A 22,951-nucleotide genomic window follows, 5' to 3' on the forward strand; every position below is an offset into this window, starting at 1 on the left:
GGCCCGCTGCGGCACCGCCTGCCGGTCACTCGCCGGGCCGGGCGCCCTCGGTGGCGTCGCTCAGGCCGAGCCGGAGGTGTTCGACGTGGTAGACGGCCTGGTCGAGGAGTTCGGCGACGTGGTTGTCGTACAGCGCGTAGACGATGGACCGGCCATGTCGCTCGCCGACGACAAGGCCCAGGTTGCGCAGCAGCCGGAGCTGGTGGGAGCAGGCGGACTGCTCCATGCCGACGGCGTTGGCCAGTTCGGTGGCGGGCAGCGGGCCTTCGCGCAGCCGGGCGAGGATCAGCAGCCGGGAGGGGGTGGCCAGGGCCTGCAGGGTCGCGGCGACCTTGGCGGCGCTGTCCGCGTCCAGTTGCGTGCGTGGCACGGCTTTCTCGGCTGCGGTGACGGCTCCATGACCCATGGCCTCTATATTACAGAGAATAGATGAAGAGTTGTTCATGTGTTCCTGTATGGTGGTTGGGTCGTCGCTTCGTGCTGTCTGCGAGAAGGAACACCACAGCCATGTCTTCAACCCTCACCGAGCGCCGGGCCCGGGTCGCGGCCCCGCGTGATGCGGCCGCTCCGCGGCGTCGCACGCGCGTCTTCGCGCTGGCCGAGGCCCGCTGGGCTGCTGCCGCCACCACCGCGTTCCTCCTTGCGCTGCCCTTGCAGCTGACCGGTGCCCCGGCATGGGCGTGGGTGCCGCTGTACGCGATCGCCTATGTCACCGGCGGCTGGGAGCCGGCCTGGGCCGGGCTGCGGGCGCTGCGCGAGAAGACCCTGGACGTGGATCTGTTGATGATCGTCGCCGCACTCGGTGCGGCCTCGATCGGGCAGCTGATGGACGGCGCCCTGCTGATCGTCATCTTCGCCACGTCCGGCGCCCTGGAAGCGCTGGCCACCGCGCGGACCGCGGACTCGGTGCGCGGGCTGCTCGACCTCGCCCCGACGACCGCCACCCGGCTGCTGGACGACGGTGGCGAACAGACGGTCGCCAGTGGGGATCTCGCGGTTGGCGACACCATCCTGATCCGGCCCGGCGACCGGGTCGGCGCGGACGGCCGGGTGCTGGGCGGGGCGAGCGAGGTCGACCAGGCCACCATCACCGGCGAGCCACTGCCGGTCGCCAAGGAGGCGGGCGACGAGGTGTTCGCCGGCACCCTGAACGGCTCCGGCGCACTGCGGGTGAAGGTCGAGCGAGACGCCTCCGACTCCGTGATCGCCCGGATCGTGGCCATGGTCGAGGAGGCTTCCGAGACCAAGGCGCCGACCCAGTTGTTCATCGAGAAGGTGGAGCAGCGGTACTCGATCGGCATCGTCTTCGCCACCCTCGCGGTGTTCGCCGTCCCGCTCGGGTTCGGTGCCGCGCTGACGCCTTCACTGCTGCGGGCGATGACCTTTATGATCGTCGCCTCGCCGTGTGCGGTGGTGCTGGCCACCATGCCGCCGCTGCTGTCCGCGATCGCCAACTCCGGGCGCCATGGCGTGCTGGTGAAGTCCGCCGTGGTCATGGAGCGTCTCGGCCAGGTCGATGCGGTGGCCCTGGACAAGACCGGCACCCTGACCGAGGGCACCCCCCGGGTCACCGACATCCGCCCGCTCGCGGGAAGCGGCCTCGATGAGGACGCCCTGCTGGCGCTGGCGGCCGCGGCCGAGCACCCCAGCGAGCACCCCCTGGCCCGCGCCATCGTGGACGCCGCCCGCGGCCGCGGCCTGGACGTTCCCCTGGTCGAGGGCTTCGCCTCCGCCCCGGGCGTCGGGGTGACCGCCATGGTCCATGGTGACGCGGTCGCCGTCGGGGCTCCGGCCCGGCTGCTCCATGCCACCCAGGGCGCGCACTGCGCCAAGGCCGGGGCCGTTGCCGGGGAGTTGGAGCAGGGAGGCCGTACCGCAGTGCTGGTGGAGCGGGCTGGCGTCCCGGTCGGCGTGCTCGGTATTGCCGACCGTCTGCGGCCGGACGCCGCCGCGGCCGTCGCCGCCTTCCAGGTGCTGACCGGCTGCACCCCGCTGCTGGTGACCGGCGACAACCCGCGCGCCGCCGCCCGCCTGGCCGCAGAGGCCGGCATCACGGATGTCCGGGCCGGGCTGCTGCCGCAGGACAAAGTCGCGGCTGTCCAGGAGCAGGCGAGGGCCGGGCGCAAGGTGCTCGTCATTGGTGACGGTGTCAACGACGCCCCCGCACTGGCCGCCGCCCACACCGGAATCGCCATGGGCCGGGCCGGTTCCGACCTCGCGCTGGAGACCGCGGACGCGGTCATCGTCCGCGATGAACTCGCCACCGTCCCCAGGGTGGTGGCGCTGTCCCGCGCGGCCCGGCGTCTGGTGGTGCAGAACCTGGTGATCGCCTCGGTGTTCATCTCCGGCCTGGTCGTCTGGGATCTGGTCGGTAACCTGCCGCTGCCGCTGGGCGTCCTCGGACACGAGGGCTCCACGGTCATCGTCGGGCTCAACGGCCTTCGGCTGCTGCGCGATGTGGCGTGGAGGCGGGCCGGGGCGGAGGGTGCCCGGTGAGCAGGTGCAACCGAGGGGCCGGGTGGGTCAGTGAGGGCTCGCCTCGGCGGCGGCCTTGAGGTGGTGGTTGCGGCTGCGGATGAGCCGAGGCATATACCGGTCGAGCACCGTGAACTCCGCGATGGCCCCCAGCAGGCCGAGCGGTGCGGCAAAGTCGACCACGTCACGCATCAGGGTGCCGCCCTGCCCGTCCGGCTCGAAGTGATGGGCGTGGCGCCAGAGTTTGAACGGGCCGTTCACCTGCTCGTCGACGAAGAAGCCCGGTCGGTCGTAGGCACTGATCCGTGCAGTCATCCGCCGGCGCAGGCCCAAATGCCGGGCCTGCCAGGTGACGGTGTCCCCGAGCGTCATGCGACCGGCCGTGATGCCGTCGACGACTCGCTCGGCGGAGCCGGCCATCGACGCGGTGTGCACATCCACGTCCAGCGACATGTCGAAGACGAGCCGTGGAGGCGCGGCGATGCGGGTGACCGCTTCGAAGCGGGTCATTCGGCAACTCCACGGCCGGACCGTTCTTCCGGATCACACCGGTCCATGGCCAGATGCCGGCCCGGGTCCTCGGCCGCCGGTGCGGCTCCGGGCAGTGGGAGGGCACCTTCCGGGCGCAACCCATCCAGATAGACGGCCACATGGCGGGCGGCGAGAGCCGCGCTCACCCGGGCCGGAAGGTGCGGCATGGGCCGACAGGCCATGGCGGCCACCGCAGCACGGTCCAACTCCGCTGCCATCTGACCCTGTTGCACGACGTGGAGCCGGATCTGCGTGGCCGCGCCCGTTCTGCCGTGGTGCGATGGAACCCGGGCGACGCCGCCTCGGCCTACGCGGCCCTCTCCCCCATCGAGCGTTCCCACCTGGACCTGCTGATCGACCGGTCCACGGCCGCCCTGGGCAGGGACACCTCGGACCGGCTGCGCTGGTACCTGAGGGCCGGAAGCTGATCCGGTGCCGACGAGCCGGACGCGGCCGAGCCGGACGGCGAGGACGGCGAGGACGGGCAGTTGTGGCCGGCCCGCCGGTCGTGTTTCAGCGCCCCCCGCAGTCGAGGGCGGCGACCTCGCGTACGGCCTCGGCGATGGCTGGAAAGTCCTTCTTGAGGATCGCACCGTGGTTGCTGGCGACCTTCGCACTGATTTTGATGTTCGCGTTGCGGGCGGTCGCCGCATCGAGGCCGGTGCGTATCCGTTCCTGCTCATCGCCGCGACTTCCGAAGGACGTCCCCGAAGCGACCACGTACCGCACCGGGACGGTGATGTTGTCCAGCACGGGGCCCAGCTCGCTCTCGCGGGAGAGCATGCCGAGCTCGATGTTGCTGTTCGCCATCTGTTCAGCATTCATCCGCGGGACCAGGCCCGTCGGGCGCAGCAGCGGCAGGAGCCAGCTCATCCGCCGGAACAGCTTCCGGATCCGGTGCTCCATGGCCTCGTCCAGCCAGTCGTACGGGAATGCGCCGTCGACCAGGACCGCGCCCAGGGCACGCTCCGGATTCCGGCCGGCCCAGTGCGCCCCGACAACCGCCCCGTAGGACCAGCCCACCAGCAGCGCCCGGTCCACCTCCCTGGCCGCGAGAACGGCATCGACGTCCCGGTAGGCGGCCTCGAAGGAATAGTCCGCCGAACGCTTGGATTTCTTGCCGCGTGCCCGCTCGTCGTAGGTGATGTGCCGCCATCCCGTCCCCAGTTCGGCGATGGCCCGCCGCCAGTACCCCTGAGTGGCGAACTGGCCATTGAGGTAGACCACGGGGATGCCGGGACCGCCGGTGTCGGTGACGGCCAGGGCCGTGTCGTCGACCGGCACCATGCCGGTCCACTGCGAACCGGCCGAGGAAGTGCTGTCCTTCGTCATGCGTTCCACCTGTTCGTGTGAGGCGTGGCCACGTTCGTTCCGGTTTCGCTTCTTCAGAGGCTGCGGGCGGTGATGTCACCGCGGGAGGTGGTGGCGCGGATGTCGAGTTCGGCGGCGCCATCGTTCTTGAGGGCGTTGCTGACGCGGCCGTAGTTGGTGTCGGCATCCAGGACGGCCGAGACGCCGACGGCGGCGGCGACCGAGATGTTGCCGGACAGGGTGCGGAGCACGACCGTGCCGCGCACGGCCTCGGTGATCCGGATGTCGCCCCTTGCGGTGCTGATCTCCGCGGGGCCGTTGAGCCGGCCGACCTCGACATCGCCGTCGACCGCAGTGAGGCGGACGCTCGCGGCCTCGTCGATCTTGATCTGGCGGTACGCGCCTTCGAAGGCGACGTCGCCGAGGCGTCCGACACCGCGGAGCTCGGCGCTGGCGGTCTTGGCCTCGATACGGGAGCCGGCGGGCAGCCGGACGGTGACCTCCAGGGATCCGGAGGGGCCGAAGAACTGGTTGTCGGGAGCCGAGGTCGTGATCCGCAGGACGCCGTCGGCGTAGCCGACGGTGGTCTGCTCGGCGGCCTTGGTGTCACGGCTCTTGGAGGGGTTGGCGGGCAGGACCTCGACAGTGGTGTCGGCGCGGTCTGCGGCGATGAACTGGACACGTCCGGCGGGGATGTACAGGACGGCGGAGATCGGGGCGGGGGTGTCGAAATTCTGCATCGTGCTCTCCGGTGCTCGTTCATTGTTTCTGACTCCAGAAACGCTACGTTGCGTTCTATGGTCCGGCAACATATTCGTTGCATAAAATCAACATTTATGCAGGTAGAAGCCAGTAAACCGTTGCAACGGTCCTGAAGATAACGCAACGACAACCGCCTGATCGTTGCAATGTATATGGAGTGAACGCTACAGTGAGGAGACCAGGGACCGCCACGAAGGATCACCAAGGAGATCGCGATGCCGGGAGGCAGACTCACCCAGCAGGATCGCCGGCAGATCGCGCTGGGGCTGGCCGACAGCCTCCCCTACGCCGAGATCGCCCGACGCCTCGGCCGTCCGACCTCGACGATCACGCGTGAGGTGATGCGCAACGGCGGCCCCACCGCCTACCGCGCCGACCTGGCCCACCGCGCCACCGAACGCCGCGCCCACCGGCGCAGGCCCGCGTCCTCCCGGGGGCCGGAGTCAGCCCCCCAGCCGCACGGACGCGACGCCGAGGCCGTGGCCGAGTACGAGGAGACGTTGACCACTGCCCTGATGGCTTCGGGCCTGCCCAAGATGACGGCCCGGGTACTGACCTGCCTGTTCACCACCGACGCGGGCACCCTCACCGCATCCCAGCTCGCCCGGCACCTCCAGGTCAGCCCGGCGTCCATTTCCAAAGCGATCGCCTTCCTGGAGAGCCAGAGCCTCGTCCGCCGAGACCGCGACGAACGCCGCCGAGACCGCTACGCCGTCGACGACGAACTCTTCTACCAGGCGACGATCGCCAGCGTCCGATCCAACGACCAGCTCGTCGAAACCGCACGCCAGGGCGTCGCCATCCTCGGCCCCCACACCCTCGCCGCCAACCGCCTGGAGAACATCGCCCGCTTCCTCGACTTCATCAGCGAAAGCATCACCCGCGCCGCCGAACAGGCCCGTGAAGTCCTCCACACCAAACCCGGAACAACCTCAAACGACACCGCCCGACCAAGTCCGGACCACGGATAGACAGCCGTCGTCTCGATCGAAGAGATTGACCATCCTCGCCCTCATATGAGGGCGATTCCCTTCAGTTCGCGTGAGCGGGCTTCGGGGCTTCACGCGTCCGCCTCCGGCGCGGGGCCGGGACTCGCACCGTGGGGGTGCTGCGCGTGCTGTTGATGACCGAGCCACCGGTCCGGCGGGCTCGGGCCTCGATCTCGATCGAGGCGTTGTGGTCGGCGTCGTCCTCGTGCCCGCAGTGCGCACAGGCGAACAACCGGCCGCATCGCTTACGGGATTCGGGATCGACCCGGCCACAGGCGGCGCAGGTCCGGGAGGTGTGGAACGGCGGCACCGTGACCAGTTCGCAGCCGTACATGCGGGTCTTGTACTCCAGTTGCCGCCGCCGTTCACCGGGGGTGTTGTCGAGGATCGACCGGTTCAGCCCGGCCTCCGCCCGGACGTTCTTCCCCGGCGTCTCGATGGTGCCTTTGGCGGAGCCGGTCATGTTCTTCACGCGCAAGTCCTCGATACCGACCATGCCGTGGTTTTTGGCGAGGGTGGTGGTGAGCTTGTTGCGTGAAGTCCCGGCGGCGGTTGGCCTGCCGGGTCCTGATCCTGCCGATCTGCCCGATCGTCTTCTTCAGCCGGTGGCTGTACTTCCCTCCCTGGTGCTTCTTCGCGTACGTGACCTGCCGGGCCTTCTTCTGCTCCAAGGACTTGAGGCGGGCCTTCTCGTTGTCCGTAAGGGACGGCGGCATCAGGCGTGGCGCGGTCTCTGTGGAGAGGTACGCGGACGCCGCGACGCCGAAGTCCACCCCGCAGGCGGGCTTCCCGTTCGGCCTGGCGGGCCCGGTTGCGGTGTGGACACCGAAGGACACATGCCAGCCGTTGCCGTCCTGGGAGATGGTGGCGTTACGGATCGTGCCGCCCGGAGCGCGGGACAGGCGGAAGCAGAGCCATCCGCAGTAACGTGCGGGTCAGAGCAATCTCGAGAAGCGATTCTCCCCCGCCCTAAGGGACGGGGCCCGCTCACTGGACCACTGGTCGCACATGGTGCGGTGGGGTGACCATGCGCCAGAACTCGCCGCTGCGCATGGTCCGTTCGAGGGTGGGGCGCACGCCCTTCACGGCCCGTGCAGTGATCGCCTGATAGCTCACCGCCATGGCATCAGCTTGTCGGTGTCACGCGCCGCGCGCAAGACTCCTCCGGGCCAAAGTCGACGGCCTGCCACATTGCCACCAGCACTCAACTATCGGCGCACGGCGTGCAGTTGCCAGATGGGGGCCAGCACCCTTCCGGTGTCGTCGGTGTGCAGCGCATCGGGTTCGACGGCGATGCCCGCCGCCTGCAGGCCGCTCCGGCGCTGTTGAAAGTACTGGCGGTTGAGCGCGGTGACATAGCGCGCGGGCTCGATCCGGCTGATCCGCCAGTGTTGCTGCAGGTGTGTGCGCAGGTTGTCCTGCGTCACGGTCAGCAGCGGGGCCCGGAATCCCGGCCATGGTGAATCGGCGAAGCAGAACAGGTGCAGCTGTGCGCCCGGGCGGGCTACCCGGTGCAATGCCGCGGAGTACGCGCTGCGCTGGGCATCGTCGAGGCAGTGGTAGAGCGCACTGTCGACGACGGTGTCGAACTTCTGCTCGAGCCCTTCGAGGGTGGTGGCGTCGGCTGCCACGAACGTCACGTCCAGACCTCGGGAGACCGCACGCGCCCTGGCCCGTTCCAGCGCGCCGGCCGCGGCGTCGAAGCCGGTCACCCGGTGGCCGCGCCCGGCGAGGTACAGCGAGTTCTCGCCGAGTCCACAGCCCGCGTCGAGGATCTCTCCGGACAGCTGCCCGCTCTCCGCGAGCGCGACCAGGACCGGCTGCGGTTCGCCGATGTCCCACGGCACCGTGTCAAAGAGGCCCGCGCCCTGGGGCAGTGGCTCTCCTTGGTAGAGGGCTTCGAAGTCGATCTTTCCCGGGGCGAACATCCTGTCGCTGGATCCGTCCGGCACTGCGCCTCCCTGGCCCGGTGAGTTCACGCTGGCACGTCCGCCTGCGACTGTACGCCATCAAGAGGCTTTATTTCAACGCTCGTTGAGTCCCGGTCCTGCCGGCCGTTCCGCTCCGGGTGCTGTCACCCGGAACAGTCCGTACCGTGGGAGCGAGGGCCGGGAGAGGAGACCCGCAATGTGCCGCTTGTTCGGCCTGAGCAGCACCCCTCGCCGGGTGCACGCCACCTTCTGGCTGCTGGACGCGCCCGACAGCCTCAGCGTCCAGAGCAGACGCGACCCCGATGGCACGGGACTCGGCTATTTCACCTCCCATGGACGTCCGGTCGTCCGCAAGGCACCCTTGGCCGCCTATGCGGACCGGCAATTCGCCACGGAGGCACGCCGGGTGGAGTCCGCCACCTTTATCGCGCATGTACGCTTCGCCTCCACCGGCAGTCTCGAGGAGCGCAATACCCATCCATTCGCCCAGGACGGGCGGCTGTTCGCCCACAACGGGGTGATCGAAGGGCTGGACGCACTCGAGGCCGAGCTGGGGACGGACCTGGAGCAGGTCCGGGGAGACACCGATTCGGAGCGCTTCTTCGCCCTGATCACCCGTGAGATCCGCACGCACGGCGGAGACATCTCGGCCGGCCTCGAGCACGGCGCCCGGTGGATCGCCCGGCACCTGCCCGTCTACGCCCTCAACCTTGTCCTCACCACGGCGGACGGGCTGTGGGCCCTGCGGTACCCCGACACCCACGACCTGTATGTGCTGCGACGCCCCGCCGGCGGCCGGCACGGGCGTCGGCACCTGGACCACAGCGGTACCGCGGGCCGCATGCGGGTGCACTCTCAGGATCTGGCCCATGCCCCCGCGGTCGTGGTCGCCAGCGAGCGCATGGACGACAACCCCGGCTGGCGGTTGCTGGAACCCGGAGAGCTTCTGCACGTCGGCCCGGATGCGGACGTCATCAGTCGGGTCGTGCTTCCCGATGAGCCCTCCCATCGGCTGCGCCTCGCCGATCTGCGCCCGGAGGCCGCCGCCTCGCAGCACGCCTCCTGAGGCGCGCGGTGGGGCGGAGCACCATCACCGGACCAGAACTGACGAACGGAGCCGGCACACCGGGTGACGGTGGGCGGGCATGGCTCGTTGGCCGCTTCCATGAAGGTATCCGCAAACTCGCCGCCGTGGCGCCGCCGGGCGCGCCGGGCGGCCCTGGCCCTGCTGGTCACGGTCTGCGCCGTGGCGCCCCCCATCGCGACGGCGGCCGCGGGGCCGCCGCGAACCGTGCGGGTGCAGGCCCTGGCGGCTCTGGACCGGGCGTTCGGCGCCTATGCGGACCGGGGCGGCGCCCCGGGCCACTGGACCGGAGGCGACAGCACCTACTCGGTGCCGACGGCCGCCGGAGAGCTGTGGGTGTTCTCCGACACCTTCCTCGGCACCGTGCGGCCCGACGGCTCCCGCTCCCCCGTGACCGCCGACGGCGGCTCAACTCCCTTTGTTCACAACAGCTTTGTGCTGTGGAAGGCGGCCGGACCGCACACCGTCACCGGCCGGGACGCGGCCGGCCGGGCGACGTCGGTGGTACCGGAGTCGGGCGACGGGTGGTATTGGGCGCGGGCCGGTCTGCCCAACGGGCGGGGCGCGGACATCGTCTATGCACGCTACGCCCGCAGCGGGCCGGGTCCGCTGGATGTGTCCCGGCGCGGCAGTGTGCTGGCCTCCTTCCGCACGGGCCGGTTCGAGCATCCGGACGCGCTCGGCCCGGTGCCGTCCGCGGCCGGCATCTCGTGGGGCGCATGGCTGCAGGCCCGCGCGGACGGTTCCGGCGGCGCCTATGCCTATGGCACCGAACCGGCCCCGGACGGCGGCAACTACCTGCATCTGGCGCGCACTTGCGGGCCAGGGCTGCACGGCCGCTGGCAATACCGGGCGGCGGACGGCAGCTGGTCCGCGGATGAGCGGCGCTCCGCCCGGCTGACCGTGTCCGGCGGGCCGGCGCTGCGCACCTCCGACGAGGTCAGCGTGGTACGGCACGGCCGCTGGTACGCGCTGCTGACCCAGCGGGCCGACCGGCCCTTCAGCCCGGAGCTGCAACTGGCCTGGTCCCCCGGGCCCGCAGGGCCCTTCACCCCGCCGCGAACGGTGTACAGCGCACCGGAGGCCGGGCCGTCCGGCACTTACCACAACGGGAACGTCATCGCCTATAACCCGCATGAACACCCGGAGTTGGAGCGGCCCGGAGAACTCCTCGCCTCCTACAACGTCAACAGCCTTGCCCCACCGGACGTCATCCGCCGCGCGGACATCTACCGGCCGCGTTTCATCCGGATCGCGCTGGCATCACCCGAGCCATAGGTCCGGGCGGCCCGGACGGCCCGGACGGCGGTACAGGCCTGACCGGGGACCTTCGCTCCTCCTCGGGGAGGAGTCCGTACGTCCCTTGCCGGAGGGGTGGTTGGTCATCGCGGATGATGCGCCGCCGTTGCCCGGCCCCGATGGTGGAGAGGCGTGCGCAAGCCGTTCAAGGGCATCAACGGGAGTAATCCATGGGAGAAGTGACACGTCGTAGTGCACTCGCGGGCGCGGCGGGGCTGGGTGGGGCGGCCGTGGGCCTGACCGTACCGGGCATCGCGGCTCCGGCCGGCGCCGCGCCCGCGGCCGACTGCCCGCCCCCGGCGGGCCCGGTCACGGTCGGCCCGGGCGACCCCCGTTACGCCTCTCTGACACAGCGGGGCCACAACGCGCGCTTCGTCGGCAAGCCCGACTACGTCTGCGTGGTGAGCACCACCGAACAGGTCGTGGACGCCGTGCAACAGGCCGTCCGGAAGGGCAAGCGCATCGCCGTGCGCAGCGGCGGGCACTGCTTCGAGAACTTTGTCGACGACCCCGCCGTACGCGTCGTCATCGACACCTCTCCCATGAGGGCGGTCTACTTCGACGAACGGCGGCAGGCGTTCGCGGTCGAGCCGGGGGCGCTGCTCGGTGAGGTGTACCGCAGGCTGTTCCTGGGCTGGGGGGTCACCGTTCCGGCCGGTGCGACCGCTGCGGTCGGGGTCGGCGGACATGTGCTGGGCGGTGGCTACGGCGTCTTCTCCCGCAGGTACGGGCTGTCCGTGGACCATCTGCACGCCGTCGAGGTCGTGGTGGTGGACCACTCCGGCAGGGCCCGCAGTGTGGTGGCCACGCGTGAGCCTTCCGACCCCCACCACGACCTGTGGTGGGCGCACACCGGGGGCGGGGGCGGCAACTTCGGCATCGTCACCCGCTACTGGTTCCGCGACCCGGCCGCCGGCGGCGGCGACCCCACCCGGCTGCTGCCCCGGCCCCCGGGTTCCGTCCTGACCTTCTCCGCCTCCTGGCCCTGGAAGGACCTGGACGAGCGCTCGTTCACTCGGCTGGTGCGCAACCACGGCAGTTGGCACGAGCGCCACAGCGCTCCCGGATCGCCGTACGACGGGCTGTTCAGCGTGCTGAAGCTCGACGTCCGCCAGGCCGGCAGCATCAATCTGGCCGGCGGGCTGGACAGCACCGGTCCCGGCGCGCGCCGGCTGGTGGACGACTACCTTGCCGAGGTCGGCCGGGAGGTCGGCGTCCGGCCCGTCGTCGAGCACGGGGTCATGCCGTACCTCCAGGCTGCAGCCAGCGTGCAGCAGGCGCCCCCCGACGTGTTCAAGTGCAAGGCGGCCTATCTGCGCAAGTGCTTCACGGACCGTCAGATCGCCGGTTGCCACACGTACTTGGGGGGCGGCGAAACACAGAACATCGCCGGTAGCGTGTGGCTGATCTCCTATGGAGGCAAGGTCAATGCGGTCCCGGCGGACGCGACGGCCGTCGCCCAGCGGGACTCCGCTCTCAAGGCGGTGTTCATGACGGGCTGGGCCTCTTCGAAGGAGCAGGCCGGCCCGAGCCTGGCCTGGGTACGCGACTTCTACCGGGCCGTGTACGCCGACAGCGGTGGCGTCCCGGTGCCGGGCGCGGTCAGTGACGGCTCCTTCATCAACTACCCGGACACCGACCTCGCCGACCCTGCCCTGAACACCTCCGGTACCCCTTGGCACACGCTCTATTACAAGGGCAACTACCCACGGCTGCAACGCGTCAAGGCCCGCTGGAACCCGCGCGACGAATTCCGCCACGCCCTGTCCATCCGCCTGCCGGAGTAACACCGGCCGCCCGGCGCCCGCACCGGGCATCGCCTACGCGACGCTCCGCAGGCCCGTGCCGCCGCTTCCGCGGTCCGCCGCGGAGGCACCGGAATGCGGGCGCCCCTTCAGGTGAACGCGCAGCCGGATGGCGTGGACCACCTCGATCACTCCCATGGCGATCAGCAGGATCCCGGCCACCAGGGTGAGGACCGCGATGGACCGGAAGGGCGAAGTGATCAGGACGATCCCGGCGAGGAAGTTGATGATGCCGAGAAACACCTGCCAGCCACGGGCCGGCAGTTCCCTGGCGGACAGGGCCACACCGGTCAGCATGACGCCCCGCAGCAGCCAGCCGAAGCCGATCCAGAGGGCGAGCAGCAGGATCGACTGCGCGGGGCCGCGGAAGCACAGCAGCCCCAGCAGCACGCAGAGACCGCCGCTGACGAATCCCAGGACGCGCATATGGCCGGGGATGTGCGCGCCAAAGGCGCCGGCCAGTTGAAAGGCCCCCATGGCCAGCAGGTAGATGCCGAAGACGACACCCACCACGGTCAGGGTGCGCGCCGGCCACACCAGCACCACGACACCCAGCGCGATGGACGCCACTCCGGCGCTCAACAGCACCTGCCAGCCGGCGTTGGCCAGGAAACCCAGGCGGCCGTACAGCTCGCCGCGCGGCTCATCGGGAGAGAAACTCATGACGCCTGCCTCCTCGGGATAACGAGGTGACTACAGCGGAAACCCCCTGGGTGGTCGGCCACGGCCGCGCCCGCTGCCGGGCGCCCCGTACCCCTGCTGTGTGCCGCGCACCATCACAGCCAGGCTCGCACAGGTTGCCGGAAGGCGACACCGGAGCCGTCCGCCCCGCCGGAGTGCCCGGTACCGCCGCCGCCCTCCGCTGGCGGAGGGCGGCGGCGCTGCGTCAGTCGTGGCCGGCGGTGCTGTTGCGGCGCCGGCGCAGGTGGCGGACGGCAAGGACGGCGGCCAGCACGACCGCGGCGCCCAACAGATACAGCTCAACGCGCTGGATGGCCGGGTAGAGGGTGTCGATGTGCCGGCCGGCGAGGTCGCCGATGGTCACCCAGGCGCCGACCCACAGCGCGGCGCCCAGCACATTGAAGGCGAGGAAACGCCGCCAGGGCATCCCGGCCAGTCCGGCGATGATGCCGTTGGCCTGGCGCAGACCCTCGATGAACCGGGCGACGGTGACGACCTTCCCGCCGTGGCGGGCGAAGAACGCCTCGGCCCTGGCGACGCGGGCCTCGGTGAGCAGGACATAGCGGCCGTAGCGGGCCACCAGCCGGTGGCCGCCGAAGCGGCCGATGGCATAGCCGACGTTGTCGCCCGCGACCGCCGCCACCAGTGCGATGACGGCGACGGCCACGACGTTCAGCCGACCCGCGCCCGCGTAGACGGCGGCGGCGATCATCACGGTCTCGCCCGGAATCGGCACGCCGAAGTCCTCCACGAACACCAGGAGGGCGACGGCCAGGTAGCCCCAGTCGTCCATGAGCGGGGCGAGGTCGGCCAGCACTCCGGGGAGCGGGGGCGGGGCCATCGACGATCTCCTCGGCCTTCCGGTCGGGGTCGGCCCCAACCCTTGCCAAGGCTATGCGCGGCAGGTGTTTCCCGCTCCACGGGCGTTCGTCATGGGCGCCACGGCACCGGCCCTGCCGCTCCGGGCAGGCGCCCGGCACTACGGGAGTGTAAGCAGGAAGCATGGGCTTCCAGCGGGAATCGTCCCGGTCCGGGCGGGCATGGCGGCACCGGCATGCCCTGCTGGCCGTGCCGCTGGGGCTGATCGCGGTGATCATGCTGATGGACCTGCTGACCGCCCCGGACATCCATCTGGGGCCGTTGCTCGTCGTGGCGCCCGCCATCACCGCGGCCTTCGGCGGTCCCCTGCTCACCGGAATCATCGGGGCCCTGGCCGTGGGTGCTCAAGTGGTCATAGGGGTGTTCCACGGCGGTCTGGCGACCTCCAACCACGAGGCCCAGATCGCCGCCCTCACCGCGATCTCCATCTTCGTGGTCGTCTTCCGCTATGCGCACGAGCGCCATGAGCAGCAGCTGAACCAGGCCCGGTGGGTGGCCACGGTCGCCCAGTCCGTGCTGCTCAGGCCCCTCCCGTCGCGCATCGGCCCGTTGCGGATCGCGTCGCTGTATCTCGCCTCCGAGGCCGAGGCACAGATCGGCGGCGACCTCTATGCGACCGCGCGCACTCCGCACGGCACCCGGATCATGATCGGTGACGTCCGCGGGAAGGGGCTGCCGGCAGTGGGGAATGCCGCGCTGCTGCTCGGCGCCTTCCGGGCCGCCGCCCACCGCAATCCCCCGTTGCCCCGGCTGGTGGCACATCTGCAGAACACCGTCTACTGGGACACCATGGAGCCCGCTGCCGAGCCGCTGGCCGCGGAGAACTTCATCACCGCCGCCGTGCTCGACGTACCCGACGCCGAGCCCACGCTCCAGCTCATCAGCTGTGGGCATCCGCCGCCGCTCCTGCTGCACCGGGCTCAGGTGACGCAACTGACGGTGCGTGATCCCGCGCTTCCTCTCGGCCTGAGCGACGACTTGTCGGAGGCCGACTACGAAGCCGAGACATTCCCCTACCGGACCGGTGACCTGCTGTTGCTCTACACGGACGGGGTCATCGAGAGCCGCGATTCCCGCGGCCGCTTCTATCCGCTGGCCGAACGCGTCACCTCATGGCGCGAGACCGATCCCCAACGGCTTGTCCAGCGCATTCACGATGACCTTCTCGCCCATGCGGGCGGATCCCTGAACGACGATGTGGCCCTCATCGCAGTCGAGCGCTGCCCCTGAACCTCCGCTCTCTTGACACTCTGAGCTCATCCACTGAGTCTTGGCAGAACGGGGTGGTGAAATCCCGTCCGCATCACCGAAATCACCGAAAACGCGGAGCCGGGGCCGGGCAGCGCTCCGGCCGCGTGCCGGCCCATCCGCCTCCGCCCGAGCCGTGGAACGTGGGGAGCATGTCCGGTCCGGCAACGCCCGGTTATCCCACCGTCGAACAACTGACGTGCCGCGCGCGGGAGCCGGCGGCCCGGCGGCCCGGTCTTGTGCGCCTGCGACCGGTGGGCACCTCACGTGCCGGCCGGCCGCTGTGGCTGCTGTCGCTCGGACACGGGACCCGCCAGATCCTCACCGTCGCCGGGGCGCACGCCAACGAGCCGGTCGGCGGCGCCTCCTGTCTGCGCCTGGCGGACCTGCTCATCGAGAGCGGGGTCCTCGCGGAGTGGGACGCCGGGTGGCACCTCCTGCTGTGTCTCGACCCCGACGGGATGCGGTACAACGAGCAGTGGCTGACCGATCCTTCTTCACTGACCCGGCACTACCGGGGGTTCTACCGGCCCGCCTCGACGAGCCAGCCCGAGTTCCTCCCCCGGGCGAGCTGCCCGGGCCCCCTCATGCCGGAGTCCCGGGCCCTGGTCCAACTCCTCGGCGAGTTACGGCCGGTGCTCCAGTTCTCCCTGCACGGTCATGAAATCGGCGGGGCCTTCATTCAGTTCACCGATGCCGTCCCGGGCGCCCCGGCCGCATTCCGGGAGGCGGCGGCCGCGCTGGACGTGCCGTTGGAGTTCCGGCCCTATGACGGCGTCGACTGGACCGCGGACTCCCCCGGGGTGCTGGTCCTGCCGGAGGGCAGCGGAACCGGTGAACGGGACCCGGCCGGGTTCTCGGCCCAGGCCACCTGGATGTACGCCATGCGGTACGGCACCGTGTCCGTCGTCGTCGAAGCGCCGATGTGGGCCGTCGACGGCGTGAGCGACCCGCGGCCCGTGCCCGACCCCGAGCAGCGGGTGACATCGGCGAGCGCCCTGCTCCTGGACCGCGCGGAGCAGGTGGAGAGCGCGTTGGGCGGACTGCTGCCCGCCGGCCGGGGAGGGGACGTTCCCCCGCCGGCCGCGGCCGCCCGGGAATTGCTGGACGTCTGCCCCGCGGTGGTGGACACCTGGCGTGCGCTCGGCCCGCGGGGTGCGGGCGCCGCCACGGTGGGAACGTCCGCGGGCAACTGCGCATCCCTGGGCATCGCGGCCCGGCGCATCCCGCTGCGCGCGGCGGCGATGGCCCGGCGTGCCCTGGACCCGTCGGACGACGGGCGCGCCGCCAACGCGCTGGACACCCTGCTGCGTTCGTGGTGCCGGGAGCTCGAGGTTTCCTTCGCACCTCGCCGGGTACCGGTTCGCGACCAGGCGGAACTGCATGTCCGCACGATGCTCGGCATCGTGCGCCTGACCCTCACCCCATGAGCGGCCCGGCCCTATGGGGCCGGGTCGCCGATGTGGCTGCCGCCTTCGCAAAAGAAGTCCGGCACCTGCGGGAACCCGGGCGGACCTCGCTCCGACTACCGAAGCGACGTCCGTTCCGGCCCAAGGAGCCCGCATGTTGACGAAACGGTCCGCCGCCGCGGCCCTGACCGCAGTGCTGTGTCTGGCTGCTGCGGGGTGCGGGTCCTCGTCCTCGCCGGGCGCGGCACCACCGGGGAAGGCGAACGCTCCCGGATATCCGGTGACCCTCGACAACTGCGGGCAGCGCACCACCTACACCCGGGCGCCGAGCCGGGTGGTCATCATGAACGGCGCCTCCGTCGCCGAGGTCTCCTCCCTGCTGGCCCTCGGGCTCGGTGACCGCATCGTCGCCAATGTGCAGTCCTACGGGAGGTCGGAGACCGAGGGCCGGGCGAAGGCCATCGAGGCGCTGCCGACCGGGAACATCAAGCTCAATGACGCCTCCGACATTCCCCGCGAGGCAATGCTGGGGCTGCGCCCCGACCTCGTCCTGTCTGCCACGTCCTACGGTTTTGAAGCGAAGAACGGCGTGGCGACCCGCGAGGACCTCGCGGCGGTGGGCGCCAACGCCTACGTCTCCCCGCAGGGTTGCGACCAGGACACCTCCCACGCGACCATCGCCGACAGCTACTCCCTGCTGCGCGATCTGGGGAAGATCTTCCAGGTCGGCGACCGCGCCGAGAAGATCATCGCCGCCTCGCGGAAGGCGATCGACGCCACCAGTGCCAGGGTGCGGGGCAAACCGGCACCGAGAGTCATGGTGGCCTTCTCCAACACCGGCGACGACTTCAGCTATATCGCGGCCAACGGCATCTTCAACGACATCCTCGCCAAGGCCGGTGGCCGCAATGCCTTCGCTGCTGCCGCCAAGACCCCGTTCGCCAATCTCAGCAAGGAAAAGGTCGCCGCCGAACCGGTGGACGCCCTGGTGGTCATCGCCTATCACGACCCCGATCCGGCGGCCTACGCCGGCAAGTTGTTCAAGGAGTTCCCCCAGTGGCCGGCCGCGAAGAACCGCCGCTTCACCGTCCTGTCCGACTCGGTCTACCTCGGCCCCGGCAACGACGTGGCCGTGGACCGGGTCGCCAGGATGCTGCACCCCGAGGCGTTCACCGGCGGCTGAGCCGGACGCTGATGCCGGTCGTGCTGCTGGTCGCGCTCCTGCTCGTCATGGTGGCGGCGATCGGGATCGGCGCGGTCGATGTGCCGCCCGGCGATGTCGGGCGGATCATCTGGCACCATCTGACGGGCGACGGCGCGAGCGGTGACCCTGCCATGGACCGGATCGTGTGGGACTTCCGGGTGCCGCGCGTGGTGCTGGCCGCACTCGCCGGCACAGGTCTGGCGGTGTCCGGGGTGGTACTGCAGGCGGTGGTGGCCAATCCGCTGGCCGACCCCTATGTCCTGGGCACCTCCTCCGGTGCCTCGCTCGGTGCCGCGCTCGCCATCACCCTCACCGGCGGCGCCCTCGGCGGGCTCGGGGTCTCCTCGGCGGCGTTTCTGGGTGCCATCGGCGCGATGGTCCTGGTCTTCCTGCTGGGACAGCGGGCCGGGCGGCTGGCCCCCACCCGGCTGGTGCTGTCCGGGGTCGCCATCGGCTACCTCCTGCTCGCGGCGACCAGCTATGTACAACTGCGCGCCACACCCACCGAGTTGCGCGCCGTGATGTTCTGGATGCTGGGCAGCGTCGCGGGTGCCCAGTGGGGCCAACTGCCCGTTGTCGCCGCGGTCGTCCTCACCACCACGGTCGCCCTGGCCTTCTTCGGCCGACGGCTCAACGCACTGCTCGCCGGGGACGAGACCGCCACCGCCCTGGGCGTCGATGTCAACCGGCTGCGGGCGGTGCTGCTCCTGCTGGCCTCGCTGCTCACCGGCACCGTCATAGCCGTCGCCGGGGGGATCGGGTTCGTCGGTCTGATGGTCCCGCACCTGGTGCGCCTCACCACCGGCGCCGACCACCGGCGGCTGCTGCCGCGGGCCGCCCTGGCCGGCGCCCTCTACCTGGTGGTCGTCGACCTGCTCTCACGCACCGTCAACAGCCCCGACGAGCTGCCGATCGGCATCCTCACCGCCCTGTTCGGCGCGCCCTTCTTCCTCTGGCTGCTCCGCCGCAACAAGAGCCTGGACACCGCATGAGACTCACCGTCGACCAGCTGCACATCGCCCTTGCCCGGCGGCCCGTCCTGCGCGATGTGGCCCTGGAGGTCCGGCCCGGCAGCATCACCGGCCTGATCGGCCCCAACGGCAGTGGCAAGTCGACCCTGTTGCGCGCCGTCTACCGCTCGCTGCGCCCGGAACGGGGGGTTGTGAGCGTCGGCGGGGACGACGTCTGGGGCCTGTCCCCGCGCGCCGCGGCCCGTCGCACCGCCGCCGTCCTCCAGGAACCGGGCGGCGGCCAGGGCGGACTGTGCGTCACCGAGATCGTGGCCCTGGGCCGCACCCCCCACCATGGGCTCCTCGGCCGTGACGGGGCCGAGGACCACAGGGCCGTCGAGGAGGCTCTCGACGCCTGCGGTGCGCGCTCCCTGGCCGACCGGAACTTCGCCTCGCTGTCCGGCGGCGAACGCCAGCGCGTGCTTCTCGCCCGGGCCCTCGCCCAGCACCCCCAGCTCCTGGTTCTTGACGAGATCACCAACCACCTTGACATCCGCGCCCGTTTCGAGCTCCTCAGCCTCGTCCGCTCCAGCGGTATCACCACCCTCGCCGTTCTCCACGACCTCGATCTCGCAGCCCGTCTCTGTGACCACCTCGTCGTCCTCCAGGAGGGCGCGGTGGTCACCTCGGGCCCCGTTCTGGACGTCCTGACCCCCGGGTTGCTGCGCGAGGTCTTCGGCGTGGCGGCAACCGCCCACCGCCACGCCGACGGTGTCATCCGCATCACCTACGCGGCCGACCCCCTCGACCCGGCCCCGGTATCCGGCTGACGGCCATTTCCTCCGGGCAACCCCCCTTGACGGCAGGTCTAGACCAGCCTATGTATCCCTGCAGGGCGCCCCGCCAACGGAATGAAGGGGGCAAGCATGAGGGCTCGGACAAGACGCCTGCTCGGGATCGGCTTGGTGGTGGCCGTGGTGGTGCAGCTGCTGGTCGCCGCGGCTCCGGGCACGCCGCGGGACGACACCTGCGCGGTCAGGCCAAGACCTTCCGGCAAAGTGCTTCAGGGGTACTGGGAGAACTGGGACGGGGCGGCCAACGGCGTCCATCCGCCGTTCGGTTGGGTCCCGATCACCGACACCCGTATCCGTGAGCACGGCTACAACGTGGTCAATGCGGCATTCCCGGTCATCGGCCCGGACGGCACCGCCCGGTGGGAGGACGGAATGGACGCGACGGTGAAGGTGGCCACCCCGGCCGAGATGTGCCGGGCCAAGGAGGCCGGTCTCACGATCCTGTTGTCCATCGGCGGTGCGGCGGCCGGCATCGATCTCGGCTCCAGCACCGTCGCCGACCGGTTCGTCGAGACGGTGGTGCCCATCCTGAAGGCCTACAACTTCGACGGCATCGACATCGACATCGAGACCGGCCTCACCGGCAGCGGCGACATCAACCAGCCGTCGGCCTCACAAGCCAACCTCATGCGCATCATCGACGGCATACTCGCCCAGATGCCACCGGACTTCGGGCTGACGATGGCACCCGAGACGGCCTATGTCACCGGGGGCAGCGTGACCTACGGCTCGATCTGGGGTGCCTACCTGCCCGTGGTGAAGAAGTACGCCGACAACGGCCGGCTCTGGTGGCTGAACATGCAGTACTACAACGGCAACATGTACGGGTGCTCCGGCGACGCGTACTCCGCCGGGACCGTCGAGGGGTTCACGGCGCAGACGGACTGCCTGGACCATGGGCTGGTCGTCCAGGGCACCACGATCAGGGTCCCCTATGACCGGCAGGTGCCGGGGCTGCCGGCGCAACCGGGTGCCGGGGGCGGCTATCTGCCGCCGGACCTGGTGACCCAGGCCTGGAACACCTACCACAACGGCCTGAAGGGGCTGATGACCTGGTCGGTCAACTGGGACGGTTCGCGGGGATGGACGTTCGCCGACAATGCCAGGGCCGCGCAGGGACGGTGACCACCCACGTCATCGGCAGGCCCGGTCACGACCCGGCCACCCGGGCGGGCGGCAGAACGGCCGCCGGGTCGCCCACCGCGCGCCATGCCGTCAGGATGGGACGCGGAAGCACGCCATGGGCGGAGTAGTCATGCGGCGGGTCCCGCCCCACTGCCGGAAGGTGCCGTGTCATGACCGATGATGTCGAGCGCACACCGGTGCGGGTTCTCGTCTTCGGGGGCTCGCTGCGTGCCGGTTCGCTCAATGCACGGCTGGCCTCGCTGGTGGCACGGCTGGCCCGGGGCACGGGCGCCGCCATCGACGAGGCCGGCATGCGCGAGTTCGGTATGCCGGTCTATGACGGCGACGTGGAGAGCGCCGAGGGGCTGCCCGCCGGGGCGATCGCCTTGTGTGAGCGTGTGCAGGCCTGCGATGCCTTCGTCATCTCGGCGCCGGAATACAACGCCTCGGTGTCGGGGACGCTGAAGAACGCCATCGACTGGGTCTCCCGGGTCCGGCCCCAGCCGTTCAAGGACAAGCACGCCCTGCTGGTCTCCGCGTCCCCGGCCATGGCCGGCGGCAACCGCGGACTGTGGACGCTGCGCATCCCGCTGGAGCACCTGGGCACGCGGGTCTACCCGGACATGTTCAGCCTCGCCAAGGCGCACGAGGGGTTCACGGACGACGGTGAGCTGCGCGATGCCGGACTTCAGGGCCGTCTGCAGGAGACGATCACCTCGTTCCTCCATTTGGTGGAGGCGGACACCCGCTATGTCTGTCTGCGGCGCCGCTGGTACGAATTCCTCGGCGACCGCACGGACGCCCCCGTCACTCAGCGTGCCCAGGACTGAAGCGCTCACGTTGTAGGCCACCGCGGCGGGGTGCCCGGTCCGTGCCGGGGCGCCCCGCCGCACCCCGGGCTATGAACCCTTCAGCCGCTTCATGATCGTCAGCAGCTCCTCGGGGGGCGCGATGCTGAACCTCCGGCTGTCATGGTCGATGGTGGTCAATGAGGTCAGCCTGCCGTGTTGCCACCAGTACAGCCGGGGCGAGACCGGGCCGGGGTTGTCCTGATAGGCCCCCAGGCCGAATGCCGCCAGGTCGTTGACGGCGTTGACCACCCCGCCGTCCGTGATCGGATGGAACGCCAGCTGATGCCGGCTCGGGACGGTGACCAACACGCCTTCTTCCGGGGGCTCCTGACCAAGCGTCATCCACATCAGCTCGGCCAGCACCAGGGCCTTGCTGGCGACGAACATCGACGCACCGCTGACGATGTGGATGACCGTGCCATCGGGGCCGCGCACCGCCTCGTGCTCGGCCGGCTCGTTCACCAGGTTGGTGCGCGCGGCGGAGCGCAGGGTCTCCAGGCCGGCCCGCGCCACGTCCTGGTCGTCCAGGAGCCGAACGGAATCCGGGGTGTCCAGCGCCATGGCCTCCAGCAGTCCCTCGGCCACCGGGCGCAGATACCGGAATCCGTCCGCCGCCTCGGGCGGCAGATAGTCGTCGGGTATGAGCCGCAGGTACACACCGCGCAGCAGCTGAGCGGGGGCGCCGGAGCCGCGATCGGCATGATCCAGGGCGGAGAAGTGCGCGTCGACCAGCTGGGGCCACCGCTCGTAGGAGGCCGACCGGCAGAGGTGGGCAAGGTTGTCCAGGGGCATCCTTCGGTCGTCGGTCCACAGGACATTGCCCCGGAGGGTGGCGTACACCCCATGGCGGCTGAGACGCTCCAGGGCCAACGAGCGCAGCCGGTCGGCCTGTTCGGTGGTAAGGATCGGCAGGTACGGGTCCATTTGTGTCACGGGGAGACCCTAAGTGAATGGGTGCGGCGCCTCGTCGCCTCTCCCACCATGGCCAGGGTCACCGCGGCCAGCGCCAGCCCCGTACGCACCCAATTCCACCTGTACCAGCCATCCACCGCACCCCCGACCTCATGCGGATCGAGCCCGGGGTCCAGCAGGGTCCGGTTCGCGCCCGCGAAGTAGAGCGGGAACATCAGCACCGTGACGGCCATGCATCCGCAGGCCAGCCCCCAGGCGAGGCGCCCCGGCCAGCGGTTCCGGCAGGCCGGCCAGACCACCCCGCCGAGCAGCGCCGCGGCCGCGATCTCGACCGGGAACAGCGTCCCGCCCAGCGCCGCCCCCGAGGTCCTGAACCACTCCGGCACCTCCGTCGGAGCCATCCGCCGCCACGATGGCGCAATCACCGTCTGGGTCAGCAGTCCGCCGCCCGCGAAGGCGCCACTCGCGGCGATCGCCAGCGCGGGCAGTGCCGCCCGCAGGCCCGGGACTCGGTCGGCCATCATCTCCACCCTCTCCATTTAATCCAGAACAAGAATCATTCAAGATCTGAATCATAGGGTCAAGCCATGGCAGCGCACCCGATATCGGCTGCCACAATCCGCCGAACGCTGTTAGCATCGAGGAATGATC

At 70.4% G+C, this 22,951-nt stretch carries 26 protein-coding genes; 14 read left to right on the plus strand and 12 right to left on the minus strand.

Translation table 11 applies throughout. The features are described 5' to 3' along the window. Nucleotides 1-25 precede the first annotated feature (25 nt). Nucleotides 26-406, minus strand: a complete 381-nt coding sequence (locus ABCR83_RS02430; RefSeq protein ID WP_462692805.1) for an ArsR/SmtB family transcription factor — start codon at nt 404-406, stop codon at nt 26-28. 101 nt (nt 407-507) lie between these two features. Here ABCR83_RS02430 and ABCR83_RS02435 point away from each other — a divergent pair, with 101 nt between their 5' ends. Then, nucleotides 508-2,496, plus strand: a complete 1,989-nt coding sequence (locus ABCR83_RS02435) for a heavy metal translocating P-type ATPase (protein ID WP_462692807.1) — start codon at nt 508-510, stop codon at nt 2,494-2,496. Nucleotides 2,497-2,523: 27 nt separating this feature from the next. Here ABCR83_RS02435 and ABCR83_RS02440 read toward each other — a convergent pair whose 3' ends face one another. Continuing rightward, nucleotides 2,524-2,985, minus strand: a complete 462-nt coding sequence (locus ABCR83_RS02440) for an SRPBCC family protein (RefSeq protein WP_462692809.1) — start codon at nt 2,983-2,985, stop codon at nt 2,524-2,526. Nucleotides 2,986-3,038: 53 nt separating this feature from the next. On the opposite strand from ABCR83_RS02440, the gene ABCR83_RS02445 reads away from it, so the two are divergent. Further along, nucleotides 3,039-3,434: a hypothetical protein gene (locus ABCR83_RS02445; RefSeq protein WP_462692811.1), complete on the plus strand. Its 396-nt coding sequence runs from the start codon at nt 3,039-3,041 to the stop codon at nt 3,432-3,434. 85 nt (nt 3,435-3,519) lie between these two features. Here ABCR83_RS02445 and ABCR83_RS02450 read toward each other — a convergent pair whose 3' ends face one another. Together ABCR83_RS02450 and ABCR83_RS02455 are read right to left on the minus strand one after the other, a co-directional pair. Continuing rightward, a complete protein-coding gene (locus ABCR83_RS02450) occupies nt 3,520-4,338 on the minus strand; it encodes an alpha/beta fold hydrolase (protein WP_462692813.1) in 819 nt (272 codons plus the stop codon). A gap of 53 nt (nt 4,339-4,391) precedes the next feature. Continuing rightward, nucleotides 4,392-5,057 (minus strand): DUF4097 family beta strand repeat-containing protein, encoded by a 666-nt coding sequence (locus tag ABCR83_RS02455; protein ID WP_462692815.1) that lies wholly within the window; start codon nt 5,055-5,057, stop codon nt 4,392-4,394. Nucleotides 5,058-5,294: 237 nt separating this feature from the next. Between ABCR83_RS02455 and ABCR83_RS02460 the strand changes: the two genes are divergently transcribed. Further along, the gene (locus ABCR83_RS02460; protein ID WP_462692817.1) at nt 5,295-6,050 is read left to right on the plus strand and encodes a helix-turn-helix domain-containing protein; all 756 of its coding nucleotides are present in this window, start codon (nt 5,295-5,297) and stop codon (nt 6,048-6,050) included. 61 nt (nt 6,051-6,111) lie between these two features. Here the strand turns inward: ABCR83_RS02460 and ABCR83_RS02465 are convergent, their stop codons facing one another. Beyond that, nucleotides 6,112-6,540 (minus strand): zinc ribbon domain-containing protein, encoded by a 429-nt coding sequence (locus tag ABCR83_RS02465; RefSeq protein ID WP_462692818.1) that lies wholly within the window; start codon nt 6,538-6,540, stop codon nt 6,112-6,114. 62 nt (nt 6,541-6,602) lie between these two features. On the opposite strand from ABCR83_RS02465, the gene ABCR83_RS02470 reads away from it, so the two are divergent. Then, nucleotides 6,603-6,995 carry a hypothetical protein gene (locus ABCR83_RS02470; RefSeq protein ID WP_462692820.1) on the plus strand — a complete coding sequence of 131 codons (393 nt, stop codon included), beginning with the start codon at nt 6,603-6,605 and terminating at the stop codon, nt 6,993-6,995. Between the two features lie 60 nt (nt 6,996-7,055). Here ABCR83_RS02470 and ABCR83_RS02475 read toward each other — a convergent pair whose 3' ends face one another. Both ABCR83_RS02475 and ABCR83_RS02480 read right to left on the minus strand, forming a co-directional pair. Beyond that, entirely contained in the window at nt 7,056-7,190 is a 135-nt protein-coding gene (locus ABCR83_RS02475; RefSeq protein ID WP_462692822.1) for a hypothetical protein, read from the minus strand. A gap of 86 nt (nt 7,191-7,276) precedes the next feature. Further along, the gene (locus ABCR83_RS02480) at nt 7,277-8,020 is read right to left on the minus strand and encodes a class I SAM-dependent methyltransferase (RefSeq protein WP_462692824.1); all 744 of its coding nucleotides are present in this window, start codon (nt 8,018-8,020) and stop codon (nt 7,277-7,279) included. Between the two features lie 175 nt (nt 8,021-8,195). Between ABCR83_RS02480 and ABCR83_RS02485 the strand changes: the two genes are divergently transcribed. The 3 genes from ABCR83_RS02485 (at nt 8,196) to ABCR83_RS02495 (ending at nt 12,169) form a co-directional block, all read left to right on the plus strand. Next, complete coding sequence (locus ABCR83_RS02485) at nt 8,196-9,065, plus strand: class II glutamine amidotransferase (protein WP_462692826.1); 870 nt, start codon at nt 8,196-8,198, stop codon at nt 9,063-9,065. A gap of 99 nt (nt 9,066-9,164) precedes the next feature. Then, complete coding sequence (locus tag ABCR83_RS02490) at nt 9,165-10,361, plus strand: hypothetical protein (protein WP_462692828.1); 1,197 nt, start codon at nt 9,165-9,167, stop codon at nt 10,359-10,361. Nucleotides 10,362-10,552: 191 nt separating this feature from the next. Next, nucleotides 10,553-12,169 carry an FAD-dependent oxidoreductase gene (locus ABCR83_RS02495; protein WP_462692830.1) on the plus strand — a complete coding sequence of 539 codons (1,617 nt, stop codon included), beginning with the start codon at nt 10,553-10,555 and terminating at the stop codon, nt 12,167-12,169. Between the two features lie 33 nt (nt 12,170-12,202). Here ABCR83_RS02495 and ABCR83_RS02500 read toward each other — a convergent pair whose 3' ends face one another. Together ABCR83_RS02500 and ABCR83_RS02505 are read right to left on the minus strand one after the other, a co-directional pair. Beyond that, complete coding sequence (locus tag ABCR83_RS02500; protein ID WP_462692832.1) at nt 12,203-12,850, minus strand: HdeD family acid-resistance protein; 648 nt, start codon at nt 12,848-12,850, stop codon at nt 12,203-12,205. Nucleotides 12,851-13,073: 223 nt separating this feature from the next. Then, nucleotides 13,074-13,709, minus strand: coding sequence for a DedA family protein (locus tag ABCR83_RS02505; RefSeq protein ID WP_462692834.1), 636 nt, complete (start codon nt 13,707-13,709; stop codon nt 13,074-13,076). 161 nt (nt 13,710-13,870) lie between these two features. Here ABCR83_RS02505 and ABCR83_RS02510 point away from each other — a divergent pair, with 161 nt between their 5' ends. The 6 genes from ABCR83_RS02510 (at nt 13,871) to ABCR83_RS02535 (ending at nt 20,537) form a co-directional block, all read left to right on the plus strand. After that, nucleotides 13,871-14,977 (plus strand): PP2C family protein-serine/threonine phosphatase, encoded by a 1,107-nt coding sequence (locus ABCR83_RS02510; RefSeq protein ID WP_462692836.1) that lies wholly within the window; start codon nt 13,871-13,873, stop codon nt 14,975-14,977. Nucleotides 14,978-15,147: 170 nt separating this feature from the next. Continuing rightward, nucleotides 15,148-16,425: a M14 family zinc carboxypeptidase gene (locus tag ABCR83_RS02515; RefSeq protein WP_462692838.1), complete on the plus strand. Its 1,278-nt coding sequence runs from the start codon at nt 15,148-15,150 to the stop codon at nt 16,423-16,425. Nucleotides 16,426-16,558: 133 nt separating this feature from the next. Further along, nucleotides 16,559-17,587, plus strand: a complete 1,029-nt coding sequence (locus ABCR83_RS02520; protein ID WP_462692840.1) for an ABC transporter substrate-binding protein — start codon at nt 16,559-16,561, stop codon at nt 17,585-17,587. A gap of 11 nt (nt 17,588-17,598) precedes the next feature. Continuing rightward, complete coding sequence (locus tag ABCR83_RS02525; protein WP_462692842.1) at nt 17,599-18,600, plus strand: FecCD family ABC transporter permease; 1,002 nt, start codon at nt 17,599-17,601, stop codon at nt 18,598-18,600. Next, a complete protein-coding gene (locus tag ABCR83_RS02530) occupies nt 18,597-19,388 on the plus strand; it encodes an ABC transporter ATP-binding protein (RefSeq protein ID WP_462692844.1) in 792 nt (263 codons plus the stop codon). The genes ABCR83_RS02525 and ABCR83_RS02530 overlap by 4 nt, the downstream gene beginning before the upstream one ends. A gap of 96 nt (nt 19,389-19,484) precedes the next feature. Beyond that, a complete protein-coding gene (locus ABCR83_RS02535) occupies nt 19,485-20,537 on the plus strand; it encodes a chitinase (protein ID WP_462692846.1) in 1,053 nt (350 codons plus the stop codon). Nucleotides 20,538-20,562: 25 nt separating this feature from the next. On the opposite strand, the gene ABCR83_RS02540 is transcribed toward ABCR83_RS02535, so the two are convergent. Beyond that, nucleotides 20,563-20,709 carry a hypothetical protein gene (locus ABCR83_RS02540; protein ID WP_462692848.1) on the minus strand — a complete coding sequence of 49 codons (147 nt, stop codon included), beginning with the start codon at nt 20,707-20,709 and terminating at the stop codon, nt 20,563-20,565. Between ABCR83_RS02540 and ABCR83_RS02545 the strand changes: the two genes are divergently transcribed. Further along, complete coding sequence (locus ABCR83_RS02545) at nt 20,708-21,367, plus strand: NADPH-dependent FMN reductase (RefSeq protein ID WP_462692850.1); 660 nt, start codon at nt 20,708-20,710, stop codon at nt 21,365-21,367. The genes ABCR83_RS02540 and ABCR83_RS02545 overlap by 2 nt on opposite strands. A 69-nt stretch (nt 21,368-21,436) precedes the next feature. Here the strand turns inward: ABCR83_RS02545 and ABCR83_RS02550 are convergent, their stop codons facing one another. Together ABCR83_RS02550 and ABCR83_RS02555 are read right to left on the minus strand one after the other, a co-directional pair. Then, a complete protein-coding gene (locus ABCR83_RS02550; RefSeq protein ID WP_462692852.1) occupies nt 21,437-22,321 on the minus strand; it encodes a hypothetical protein in 885 nt (294 codons plus the stop codon). Further along, nucleotides 22,318-22,824, minus strand: a complete 507-nt coding sequence (locus ABCR83_RS02555; RefSeq protein ID WP_462692853.1) for a hypothetical protein — start codon at nt 22,822-22,824, stop codon at nt 22,318-22,320. The genes ABCR83_RS02550 and ABCR83_RS02555 overlap by 4 nt, the downstream gene beginning before the upstream one ends. Between the last annotated feature and the right edge of the window lie 127 nt (nt 22,825-22,951).

This window comes from Streptomyces xingningensis (assembly GCF_054957865.1).